The sequence below is a fragment of the Runella zeae DSM 19591 genome, assembly GCF_000423565.1.
Taxonomy (GTDB): Bacteria; Bacteroidota; Bacteroidia; order Cytophagales; family Spirosomataceae; genus Runella; species Runella zeae.
In genome coordinates, this window is the sequence record NZ_KE384049.1 from 1 (window position 1) to 11,888 (window position 11,888).

At 33.9% G+C, this 11,888-nt stretch carries 11 protein-coding genes; all 11 read right to left on the reverse strand.

Going from position 1 to position 11,888, the window contains the following annotated elements; genetic code table 11:
* The coding region (locus G563_RS38760) for a hypothetical protein (protein WP_037328841.1) at positions 1 to 221 on the reverse strand (221 nt) is incomplete at its 3' end.
* A gap of 52 nt (positions 222 to 273) precedes the next feature.
* Positions 274 to 750 carry an acyltransferase family protein gene (locus G563_RS0132690; protein ID WP_028669044.1) on the reverse strand — a complete coding sequence of 159 codons (477 nt, stop codon included), beginning with the start codon at positions 748 to 750 and terminating at the stop codon, positions 274 to 276.
* 107 nt (positions 751 to 857) lie between these two features.
* Positions 858 to 1,682, reverse strand: a complete 825-nt coding sequence (locus G563_RS0132695) for a glycosyltransferase family 2 protein (RefSeq protein ID WP_229598598.1) — start codon at positions 1,680 to 1,682, stop codon at positions 858 to 860.
* 3 nt (positions 1,683 to 1,685) lie between these two features.
* Positions 1,686 to 3,395 carry a WcaF family extracellular polysaccharide biosynthesis acetyltransferase gene (locus G563_RS37835; RefSeq protein WP_229598599.1) on the reverse strand — a complete coding sequence of 570 codons (1,710 nt, stop codon included), beginning with the start codon at positions 3,393 to 3,395 and terminating at the stop codon, positions 1,686 to 1,688.
* On the reverse strand, positions 3,370 to 4,557 hold the full coding sequence (locus G563_RS0132705) for a glycosyltransferase (RefSeq protein WP_028669046.1): 1,188 nt from the start codon (positions 4,555 to 4,557) through the stop codon (positions 3,370 to 3,372). Before G563_RS0132705 ends, G563_RS37835 begins: the two co-directional genes overlap by 26 nt.
* A complete protein-coding gene (locus G563_RS0132710; RefSeq protein ID WP_037328843.1) occupies positions 4,554 to 5,885 on the reverse strand; it encodes a membrane protein in 1,332 nt (443 codons plus the stop codon). The genes G563_RS0132705 and G563_RS0132710 overlap by 4 nt, the downstream gene beginning before the upstream one ends.
* Complete coding sequence (locus G563_RS0132715; RefSeq protein WP_028669048.1) at positions 5,882 to 7,135, reverse strand: glycosyltransferase family 4 protein; 1,254 nt, start codon at positions 7,133 to 7,135, stop codon at positions 5,882 to 5,884. Before G563_RS0132715 ends, G563_RS0132710 begins: the two co-directional genes overlap by 4 nt.
* An 8-nt stretch (positions 7,136 to 7,143) precedes the next feature.
* The gene (locus G563_RS0132720; RefSeq protein ID WP_028669049.1) at positions 7,144 to 8,265 is read right to left on the reverse strand and encodes an acyltransferase family protein; all 1,122 of its coding nucleotides are present in this window, start codon (positions 8,263 to 8,265) and stop codon (positions 7,144 to 7,146) included.
* A gap of 17 nt (positions 8,266 to 8,282) precedes the next feature.
* Entirely contained in the window at positions 8,283 to 9,224 is a 942-nt protein-coding gene (locus tag G563_RS0132725) for an FkbM family methyltransferase (protein WP_028669050.1), read from the reverse strand.
* A gap of 14 nt (positions 9,225 to 9,238) precedes the next feature.
* Positions 9,239 to 10,216: a glycosyltransferase family 2 protein gene (locus G563_RS36515; protein WP_051211354.1), complete on the reverse strand. Its 978-nt coding sequence runs from the start codon at positions 10,214 to 10,216 to the stop codon at positions 9,239 to 9,241.
* A 658-nt stretch (positions 10,217 to 10,874) separates the two neighbouring features.
* Positions 10,875 to 11,888: a hypothetical protein gene (locus tag G563_RS0132740; RefSeq protein WP_028669051.1), complete on the reverse strand. Its 1,014-nt coding sequence runs from the start codon at positions 11,886 to 11,888 to the stop codon at positions 10,875 to 10,877.

An 11,888-nucleotide genomic window follows, 5' to 3' on the forward strand; every position in this document is an offset into this window, starting at 1 on the left:
ACTTTATAATGATATAATAAAAAAAACAAAGCTTCTTTTGAGTTTTGAAATATACTATTGTTACCAAACCCATTAGGAAATCCTGATAGAACTGTTGGAGTATAATAACAAGAAAACTTTTCAGATAACCTATTAAACTCCTCTTTACTAAGGCCTGTTGTAGCTCGAAAATCTCTATCAGATTTTATATTACTAAATATACTAATTCTTTGTGATTTCATAATAACTTATTAAAATGTTAATTACCGCAAATATATCATAAAATATTGATTATCAGCAAAAGAACAAGTCTATTGTAAAAATAATACCAATTAATAGGTAATATTGCGCTTCGACGGCTAGTGTCCAAAAAACAGGGTTATCAGCTGGCACATGAAAATAAAAAAAACTAAAAAATACACTTTTTAATGTTTCAGGAAAATTCAAATGCCTTAGTTTATATGAGAAAAATGAAATAATTAAAGTTAGTAAAAGCGCAAATAAATATGGTGGATGTAACCTTATTAATCTCTTGTATAAAAACTTAAAATAATTATTCAAAGTATAATGTGACTTATACATGCTGTATGGAATAATAAAACCTGAAACAACAAAGAAAATATGAACACCATATTTCCCGTAATTATGCATTAATTCAAAAAATAACCCAAACAAACCATCATCTTCTAAGGGGTGACCTAAATGGCAGAAAACAACCAAAACAACTGCGATTGCCCTTAGTAGGACTAAGCTATCTATCTTTTTATTCATGTTATTTGTATTATTAATGCATATAACTAAATATAAACATAAAGATTTTTTGATTATTCTAAAAATAAATTTAATTATAAAACAACAAATGCTTCAGGTCTATATTATTACTCTAATTCCTTTATTTTACAATACACTTGCGTAAAATACGCCATTTTCAATATCCCAAAAGCCAGACCCCGCGTGCCATCCCGAAAACCACCCATAAAAAAATAACTGCCCATAAAAAAAGCCGGCCCAATCAAAGGTGTACGCATCAATCCATACTTTATTTTTTGTTTCCAAGTCCAGTTATCACTTGCCTTTGCTTCTTTACTCGTCTTCAAAAAACGCGCCGCTTCCCAACTTGCATAGTCATTGTGCTTATTGACATAGTGGGTTACTCCACGTAAATCTTGGTGGTCAATTTTGCTTTTGATGACACCTACTTTACCTTCCAAAATTGGGTGCTCGTGGACTTCCATGTCCAATTGACTCCACTGGGCTTCATCGATTCGTTCATATTCTCCTGCCCCTACCCGAAACAACGCCAACTTATGCAGGGGATAGCCCCCTTTGAGTTGTTTCCCCATGAAATAAATCGTATAGCGAAGCCAGTACCCTACGTATTCCTCACTACTCAAAGCCACTTCTACTTCCCTCTTAAAATCAGGAGTCAAGTACTCATCGGCATCTAAAAACAAAACCCACTTAGTAGTGGGCGTATGATTTCTTAAAAACCAGTTGCGCTTCTTGGGAAACTGCCCATTCCATTCAAAATTTACCACTTCTGCCCCCCACGCTTTGGCAATTTGACAAGTAGCATCGGTACTATTAGAATCAATAATCACTACTTGCTTGGCCCAATTTTCTCCAATCGCCGCCAAACACAAAGGTAAGTTTTTGGCTTCATTTCTAACGGGGATCGCTATGGTTAAATCAAGAGGCATCATTTATTAAGTAATAACACGTGGTTTAATTGGTTTACAAGGGTGACCCGCACACACCATCCAAGCAGGCATATCTTTGGTCACTACCGAACGCGCCCCCACCACAGCACCCTCGCCAATCGTAACCCCCGGATGCACAAAAGCCTCTGCAGCTACCCAAACGTTATCTTCTATCCTAATGGGTTTGGTTATCAGCGGAAAACCTTCTTTTGTATAATCATGCGTACCCGCACAAAGGTGCGTTCCTTGGGAAATCACTACTCTCTTACCCAAACTAATTTTCCCTTGGGAATACAAAGTGGCTCCATCGCCTACGCCACATTCATCACCTAATTCCAAATTCCAAGGGGCCCAAATCTTTACTTTGGGATAGACGTGTACGCCTTTGCCCACCTTAGCCCCAAAAATACGCAAGCAAAACGCTCGCCAAGCGTGCAAAGGACGGGGAGAATACCTAAAAAATAAAAGTGCAGCTATTCCCCAAATCAACCTTAGTAAGCGATTCTGAAGAGAAAAGGAGGGGCCGGTATGTGTATCTTGGCTAGGCCTTGAATTCAATGAGTTCAAAGTATTTTCAAATCGTTTTGCAGCTTCTTCAACCGAGAAATACTGTAGAAACGTAGTTTGCGCATTCTCGGTTACTCCATCCTTCTGTGCCTTATACCATCGTTTCAACAGATTCACCATGCCTTCATAGGTATCAGGCTCAACTATCCCTGCTTTGCCCGCTTCTATTTCTCGCCAAATATTTACTTGGTCAGAAATTAACACTATTTTTCCGCACGCTAACGCCTCCACCACTGCTATCCCAAAGTTTTCTTGATGACTCGGCAATACAAAAGCCTCACACGCATAAAATGCGCCCCATTTAGCATCTCCACTCAACATTCCCGGAAAAACAATATCCTTATCCACACTCGCTAATTGGATCATTTCTTTACCATAAGTGGTCTCCAATCCCGGTCCCGCAACTACCAGTTTTGGTAATGTCAATCCTTCTTTTTTAAGGTATAAATACGCTTTTATTAACAAATCAACCCCTTTTTTGACATGGATACGACTCAAAAAAAGCAAATAAGGAGAGTCCTGTACTTCAGGACATTGCTGATAAAATGCTGTCTCCATTTCCTTAGAACGCAACGGAGGAGGTTGTATTCCATATCCCACGTTTAGTTCACGTTTGGGCGCATAAGGTCGGAAAGTTTCTCTTGCCAACCTCAATTCTTCTTCACAGGTAAACAAAATACCCTCGGCGGCGTGTATTACCTTTTGTTCTATCAACTTCCAATAGACCCAATTCCTAATCGCTTTCAATTTTCGCCCCTCCGCTCGCTGAAACCAAGGATCAAGCATTCCATGCGGCATCACGTACATTTTAGGAATCAGTTTTCCTTCTTTTTGAAGGATTTTTAAGGCTTTATAAAACGCAAACCCATGATAAAGCCATAGACCGTGCACAATCACGGCATCAAAACGTAGCAAATGTTCCTTCAACCAAGGCAATAACTGAGGATGATAGCTCCATGGGTTATTTGCTTCTCCTAAAGCGTGAATAGTGAAAGGTGATTTTGTAATAAAATTAGCTTTCGTATCATCCAAACATACCACTTCATTGGCTATTCCTAATTGCTCAAGGGCTGGAATCATATTTCGGATACCTTGCCCTGGCCCTCCTAAGGCAGGATTCATACTAGAGATGATGCGTAGTACTCTCAAATTTTACTAGTTTTAAATAAATTTCCTCTATTTGAGATAGCGTTTGAAATGAATCAAATCGCTTAACCTGCTCTAAACCTTTTTTTTTAATTACTATTTGCTCTTCATTGGATAAGGTAAAAAATTCCTCTATTACCACCGCACATTTATCTCCCCAATTGGTCAAGTGATTTTTTGTTGAAGGACGACGGTCAAGATAAAAAGCAGCATCCCCTCCAACCTCTGTCATCGGGGCATTTTGAGTAGTAACTACAGGACAACCTGAGGCCATAGCTTCCGCAATAGGCCAGCCAAACCCTTCCTCCAATGAAGGGAAAAGAAACAAATCAGCTCCCTGATAAGCTAATTTTACTAATTCATCCGATGCGTTAATCACAAAATGAATATCATCTTTATATCTTGATAACTCATAATGTCTCTTTAATTTTTCATTAGGAGCATTACCTATCATTAATAATGGTAATTTTCTTAATGATTTATCTCGCCATGCCTCATAAATTTCTATAACACCCTGCCGATTTTTATACCATTGATTCCCACCTACGTGTAGTATAAATCCTTCAGTAATATTAACCCCAATTTCTTGGTATAGTTTTTCTCTAACTTCATTCTTATTGTGAACACATTCAAAATCTCTTGTCAGTCCATTATAAACAACTTCAGAAACTATAGGAGTTTCTTTTAAAAATTGATGTAAATCAGCCTGTGTTTTTTTAGAAATAGAAACAAAATTTTTCCCTTTTTGATACCCTCTTCTGATGTACCATTGATAAATTTTTCCTGTCCAACCCGTGGGGTTTTCTTTAAATTCACCCAAGGCTGAACGTTGAGCCAAAAAATCATGACAATGTATAACATGCGGCCTATTCGCCACCAAAGGCACCCACGGGCCTAGAGCATGGTCAGTAAATACAAATAGAGTGTCTTTTGGAAGTTTTTTTAGTTTATTTTTTACTTCAATTGGAAAAATGATGTACTGATCTATGTACCCCATCCATTTTTTAAGTCTTGAAGGAACTTTTAAGTTAAAAAATGTGGCTTTGGGCGACCATATTTCTATTTGATGCCCTCTTACCCTCATACCTTCACTTAACCATGTAGCATAGCGAGGCATACTTTGAGAGCCCAGAAATGAGGGGTGAGCAAAAAAAACAATTTTCATCGATTCATCTTTGTTCCCTTAAAAGCTGCCATCGTTAGACCAACTGACATAATAGTAAAGCCTAAAGAATTAGGCTGCGCCCATTGCCCCTGAATTAAGTTTAAAAAACTACAACTCAAAAGCATCCAAGGAAGGAAGTTGTTGCTTTTAATAACTCTGAAAGCTCTTAGGGCAATATTTTTGGCTAAAGTTACTCTCAATAAAATAATGATAACTCCAAAAACAATCCCCATTTCGCCAATTAATCTTCCCCATTCTCCTTCAGCAATCAAAAAGGTTGTTTTTCCCGTTATCAGTTTGGCACCGACATTGGTTCCCATCCCTATTCCATATCCCAGCAAAGGCAAATCATCAGAATAAATTATTGCGTTATACATCCCTCCAAGAAACCGGTCTATTAATACGCCTTTAGCCCCGCCTTCTGCTTCATTAGCACTTTCAAAACGAGCCGTAAAAGCGTCTATTCCCGTTTGAAAAATAGGAATATAAGTTAATACAAATAAAAGAATAATTATTACTACTCCAGAAGCAACCAACCGAAATATAGTTTTAGGTCTTTTCATTAGCATCATAAGAGCAAAAATTGTTGATACAATAACTCCCCCTAAAAGCGACCTACTAATTGATAAAGGAATTGTAGCAAGTAGACATCCAGTACAGACCATTAATAATACTTTATTTACTTTCTGTGAAGAAGATAACCAATAATAATAAATATATGATGTTAGAAGCCCATAAAAGCTTACAACCCCACTTATGAATGAAAATGTACCTGGCGGTCTAAAATAACCTAGAGCACCACTAAAACCTCCTCCAGTAATATCACCTCCTATTCCTCGATTTACCCATGCGGATTGAGGGCTATAAAACTGAAAAGCAATGAGAATCGTCATGGGTAACGTAATCCATAAAATGGTTTTTCCAATTTTATGAACATCATTCCACGTAAATACTTTTCCAATCAAAAATATAAGTGGAAAATGTAAAAACATAATCCTAGCCCCGAATAAACCGACCGTAATATTTCCATGACCTACCCAGAGTGCAAAACAAAAAGATAGAAAGGTTGTAACCCATGCTATTATTAGGTAACTGTTAAAAACAAAATATTTATGTTTAATAGCTACTACTAGAATAAATAGTGCTACAGGGTCTCTTACAATAAGTAAGGGTGTAGCTAAGCTAGGAAATACCCATTTACGTAAAGCCCCTTCAAAAATTAACAATATAAAATATAGCCATATACCTTTTTTTAACCATAACAGGCTCCTACTATTTCTAGTCAAATTTTTTACCAAAAACTTAGTATGATCAATCCTATAAATCATAAAATCATTAGTAAGCGCAAAGCTGCAATAATTGTAGTAGCATACCTATCCCAAGTGTATAATTTTGCATGTTGCTGAGCTAATATCCCCATTTCAAATGTTTCTTGTCTATGATCAGCAAACCAATCTAATTTTTCAGCAATTTTATAAGGAGCTCGAATTGGCACTAAATAACCCGTTTTACCTTCTGAGATTAGATCTTCACCTCCAGTATTTGTAGTAATTATCAATGGAAGACCTTGACTCATAGCTTCTTGCATAACTAATGCTCTTCCTTCTACTATCGAAGGCAAACAAAATACGTCGCAAGTTCTCATTAACTCAAGTACTGCATCGTTAGGCCGTCCAGCTTCATAAATAAAATTGGGTAGCTCTTCATAATAAAATTTTAAGGGAGCTTGCAAAGAACCCATTACTACTAGTTCAATGTCTGGTCTATTTAGTATTTTTATCGCTTCAAATAAATCTGCTAAACCTTTTCGCTGCCCCATTGAACCAGCAAATAATACTCGCAAAGGACGGTTTTTGTCTGGACGTTTTGCATCATGATTAGTCAGATTCAAATTTGTTGTAAAAGGAGTACCAAAAGGTGAAATAACAACTTTGGAGCTATCTACCCATTTAGGCAAAGAGTCTGCAACAAATTTACTAGGTACAACTACTAAATCAGCTAATTTAAGCTCCGTATCTTTTTTCTTCAACTTACTTGAAGAATCTGCAATACCTCCGCCTAAGGTTCTAGACCATTCAGGTAAACGTTCAGCTTCATATTTTAGAAGCTGTGTTCTATTATGCCAATGAGCAATAGGTAAATCATATGCACACTTCAAACCTAACTCTTTAGCCTGTTTAAAACTTGCAAAAGCACCGTCTTCATAAGCATACACAATTTTAGCATTCTTTTGCAAAAATTTATGCAATTGACTTGCCACTCTATTATCTATACTATTGTAAACAGCATCTACACTGAAGGCTCCTTTTTCATGTTTTGTTAATACCTCAAGATGAGCTTTTGTAGCTACTATTCTTCCAACTTCGCGCCAAGGATATGTATGCGTATAGGTCTTAAATGAGTCATCAAAGCTGCGTCTTTTTAAATCTTGTGCTATATGTTTAGGAAATAAATCTATTTTCTCTTGGGAGAAAATAGCTATTGAAGTAAAAAAGCTTGTAAGCATATTTTCTTCAATCAACTTTCTTGTTAATTCTCTAACAAAGTTGTTTGCGGTGGGATGAGATACAACAATCATAAGTAAAATTAGTTACTATTATAAATTCTTGGCTCACTCCATTTACGCGCCATTTTATGAGAGGGGTTTTCAATAAATTTATAGAAAACTCCAGCCAAAGGTATAATAAGTATGGATACTAGAATTGGAACAAGCAAATTCGTAGGTTTAGTACCAAAAAAATCAACATATAATAAGCCCAAAATTTTAAAAATAGGAAAGTGAATTAAATATATTGAATAAGAAATTTTGCCTAAGTATAAAAAAAAGCTATTAACTCTATTACGTACAAAGTTTACATTTTCAGCAAAGTATACAAGCAAATAAAACAGAAAAAAATAAGCTATAGCCCAAATAAAATGAGCAATAACAGGCGAAACATGGCTAAGATTCATCAAAATTCCACACATCAAAAAGAACAAAAAGAACAAAAAAATTATTTTCTTTGGTTTTTTTATTCTTTCTATTGTGATTTTTTCTGCTACTACTGCTCCTGAAATCCAAATAATCCAGTATTTTGCAAAATTACCTTCTAGCCATTGGTAACCATTTAATGTAATAATTAATGCTAATAATGATATAAAACATATAATTATAATTGTATGTTTTTTCCCAACATGCCTTAATAAGAAAAAAAACACAGGATAAACTATGTATAGTTCCATCTCTACAGGCAAAGACCACAATGAAGAGTTAGAAATTAACTGACTTGTAATTGGAGGATAGTTTTGTATCATAAAAAAAGTATATAATACAGTTTTTTGAGACGATACATTACTAAGGAAAAAAAACTCACCTGTCCATTCTAGAACTATACTAAAAAAAACAGCCATTAAATAGGGTGGATAAATTCTAAAAAATCTACGTATTATGTAATTTTTAAAATCAATTTTTTCTTTAAGTACATTAGAGTAATGGATAGAAAATCCACTTAAAATAAAAAAAAGCATAACAGTGCTACCTAAAAATGGCATAGGCAAAGATAAGTAAGCTATCGTTTTATCAAAGGTTGAATATAGTGACTGATTTGCTCTTATCTCATTCCACCCAACCCATAAGTCAACCCTAGAATGGAATAATACTACTCCCATTGCTGCTAAGCCTCGTAGAATATCAACTATATAAAAAATGTTATTTTTGGCAGAATACATAAAGATATATTCTTAATTTAATTAGTATATGTTAATAATGATTCATAGTGAATATATTTTTCCTTTGAAAATGCTATACAATGCCACCAATTGTCAGTTCTACTATCTAATTTTTCTAAATCAAAAACAGGAATATTCTCAATTTTGGGATTATATCTATCTCCCTTTAAAATTTCAAATTCAGAGGGCAAAACTTTAACTACGTACTCCTGTGATTTAAGAAATGCAAATAATGCACTAGAACTCGTACCAAACAAGGGTAACAAGTCATTATGAACTTCGATAAATAAAACTCCGATTGCTTGGGATTTCAAATGATATTCCATCCCTTTTAACACATTCATCTCAGCCCCTTCTACATCAACTTTCATAATATCAACATAATCAATTCTATTATCATTCATCCAACTATCCATTGTAATAGACTTTACAGGAACTAACTCTTCTTTTAATTCATTTAGAACAATATGTCCTGTACCTTGATGGCTTGCGTTAGAAAAATCAAACTTTTCTATTCCATTTTTATCACTTACAGCACAACTAACTATCTTGATTTTGTCCTTTAATTGGTTTTCATTTACTACAATTTCTAACTGTTCTACCAAGATTGGATTTGCTTCAAAAGCATAAATATCTATTTTATCTACTAATGTACTAGCAAGCAAGGAATAATAACCATTATTAGCTCCTATATCTACCATTTTCATACCACTAGATAAAAATAGTTTAAAATAGGGAGTCTGATATCGCTCAGAGACCTTATTAAAATATAACATCCAAGAATCTCTATCGCGAAAATTGAATATCATTTTAATCCCTTGCCATTTACCCCAAAATAATCCATAAGGAAAATATCTATATAAAATATTAAGGAGGGGCATTCGTCCACGAGGCATTATCGAGACAATATTCTTTAAAAATTCAAGAAAAGTTGGCATTGATTGAATTTTATTTTTCATATAAATCACAAAATTTATCTTATTATTTTTTTTATAAAACTTACCAAGTTAAACTTTATTTTTTTGTAACCCTTTAGGATTATCCCCAGATTATTATTGTATACCCATATGGTCACTGTTACAAAAAAGTGTGAAGACAAACTTAGAAGTGATTGAGAAAGTTCCTTTTTTTCTTCTTCACTAAAAAAATCTGAAGCTATAGATTCAGCATGATTACATGCAAAATACATTTTTTTGCGGTTTAATATACCTACTCCCCATCCCCTTTTAGTAAAAGCTGGAGTTAAAATTTCTTCAAATAAAGCCTTGTAGCCTTGAATCTCCGCTAATTTCCTTTTGGGTCTGGTAAAAAATTTATCAACCCAAACCCGGTAGTAAGCTAACAACTCATTAAGATAAATATTACCAAATCCATGGGCGGCCAAACTTGCTGCCAAATAATAATCTTCCCCAAAATTTACTTTAGAAGCAATATACCCTACCTTTTCTAGAGCACTTTTCCTAAATAATATAATATTTGCAGCAACTCTATAACCTGAAACAGCAGACCTTAACGCTTCATCGGCAAATTGGTACCCACTTTTTCTAAAGAGATTCCTATATTTAATAAAATTTCCATTTTTATCAATTTCCTGTACAGCTCCATGTGCGTAAGCAGCTTCGGGGTATTGCTCCATCAAACTGGTAAGCTTTTTTAAATAATCAGGAAGAAGAATATCGTCTGAATCTAATCTAACAATATACTTCCCTGTGGCAGCTCTTAAGCACATATCCACATTTCTTGCAATACCTTGATTAACAGGCTGTGAAAATACTTTTAATATTGCAATTTCTTTTTTTAATTTATTTAATATTTGAGATGTATTATCTGTACTACAGTCATCGTACACAATGATTTCCTGAGGTGTCAAGGTTTGATTAAATGCACTTAAGATAGCCTCTTCTATAAAATCTCCCTGATTGTATGTAGGGATGCATACAGAAATATTCATTTCTTAATTAACATTTTTACTTTTGCTAAATCAATTATTTCCTTTTCAAAAAACAAATAAACAAAATCAACTTTACATTTCCAAAACTCTAATTTTCAATCAGTATCCATAGCTAATCTATCAAACAAAAAAAACAATCTTGAACACACAAAACATATTTACAGAAAAAAATAAGAGTACAAAAAATATTCGTTATAATTCCAAGAAAAAACAAGTGATACCCCATTCAAAGAATTTAAATTTTTACTTCTATACAATGGCATCATACGAGAATCCATATGTCTTCCTATCAACATAAAAGATGAGATCAAAAAAAACATATTCTATTGAAAATGTTATTTTCTCTCGCATAAAACAAAAAGCATCCCAAAAGCCCAAAAGCCAACAAGAAAAAAAAGAAGAATCTTAACACCTGACAAAAAAAGCAATAAGACAAAGTATTTATTTTTAACAAGCAAAATCACCCCTAAAGTAATATAATAAAAGAATTAATAGTACACAGGCAAAAAAAGCCCATTCAAGGTAGGAGTACTGTAAGTATAGTTCTTCACCTAAAGAAATAGATGTAAAATGACACAAAAAAACATAAAAAGCAGCAACAATCCTAATACACTCAAAATAGAAAAACTTTACTTTCCCCACGGCGTTTCATGTAAAATCAATAAAAATTTTCTACTATTCTCTCTGTATATACTGAATTTTTCCAGTTAAGACACTCAGTATACCCTGCTTCACATTTGGGATGATTACTCCGATCTAGATGTAAGCAAGGGTGACATTGTGCCTCTGATTCTACGATTACCCCTTTAAAGCAGGGGGCAACTATTTTATTTTTTCTAGATTCAGTTAAAAGAATGATACTATTTAAAATAGAAAACTGCAGTAAATGTGAAGGAAAACTATCAGTAGATATAACATTCTGAGCAATTTTAGAATATACAATAATATCTTCTGGTCTCTTATAAAAACATAGCTTTAAGCCTGCATTTGAATATTTTTTGGCATCAACATCATTAATATAAAAGGCATAATAAGCATCAGGAAAATTTTTTTTAGCCCACCAAACAGGCATAAATTGTCTACTTGTGCCGGTGGGAAAAATAATACAACTATTATTTAAACTATCTGGCACCCATAAATCATCAGATAACTTATTAAATAAATTTAATCGTTCCCATATAAGAAGAAAATCTACTTCCAATTGTTTTACAAAGTCCGAATAAGATATTTTATTTAGTAAAAAAATTCCTATAATATCTAAATATCCCTGATAACATTCAGTGTGCTTTAAAGAGGGCATTTGAACCACACCTAGCATATTAGAAATTTCAAAAAAAAACCTATTAACATAATCTTTTATCTTCTTGTTTTTTTTTTGCTCAAAAATCATTTTTTGATATGGAGACACAAACTTATTTCCTCTCAAAATTGAGGGTAGTAAATCTTTAAGCCCTAAACTGGTATATGTCACATCCGGCTTTTCTGTAAGTTTTTCCACTAAGCACAATCTATCAGAAAAAACAGATGCAACCCCTAACAAATGTGGTGGGATAATAATCTTCAATTTCAAAGAAGGCATTAAATATGATGCAGTATAAAACCCTACTAGCCTCATCCATATATCACCATTTCCTCCATTTAAAGAGTTTATCACAAATTCAGTCTTATTCAT

Excerpts from the sequence above, each read along its gene's own strand:
- G563_RS0132710 (WP_037328843.1), bottom strand. The coding sequence starts at position 5,885 with ATGATTTATAGGATTGATCATACTAAGTTTTTGGTAAAAAATTTGACT.
- G563_RS0132705 (WP_028669046.1), bottom strand. The coding sequence starts at position 4,557 with ATGAAAATTGTTTTTTTTGCTCACCCCTCATTTCTGGGCTCTCAAAGT.
- G563_RS0132720 (WP_028669049.1), bottom strand. The coding sequence starts at position 8,265 with ATGTATTCTGCCAAAAATAACATTTTTTATATAGTTGATATTCTACGA.
- G563_RS36515 (WP_051211354.1), bottom strand. The coding sequence starts at position 10,216 with ATGAATATTTCTGTATGCATCCCTACATACAATCAGGGAGATTTTATA.
- G563_RS0132715 (WP_028669048.1), bottom strand. The coding sequence starts at position 7,135 with ATGATTGTTGTATCTCATCCCACCGCAAACAACTTTGTTAGAGAATTA.
- G563_RS0132740 (WP_028669051.1), bottom strand. The coding sequence starts at position 11,888 with ATGAATAAGACTGAATTTGTGATAAACTCTTTAAATGGAGGAAATGGT.
- G563_RS0132725 (WP_028669050.1), bottom strand. The coding sequence starts at position 9,224 with ATGAAAAATAAAATTCAATCAATGCCAACTTTTCTTGAATTTTTAAAG.
- G563_RS0132695 (WP_229598598.1), bottom strand. The coding sequence starts at position 1,682 with ATGATGCCTCTTGATTTAACCATAGCGATCCCCGTTAGAAATGAAGCC.
- G563_RS0132690 (WP_028669044.1), bottom strand. The coding sequence starts at position 750 with ATGAATAAAAAGATAGATAGCTTAGTCCTACTAAGGGCAATCGCAGTT.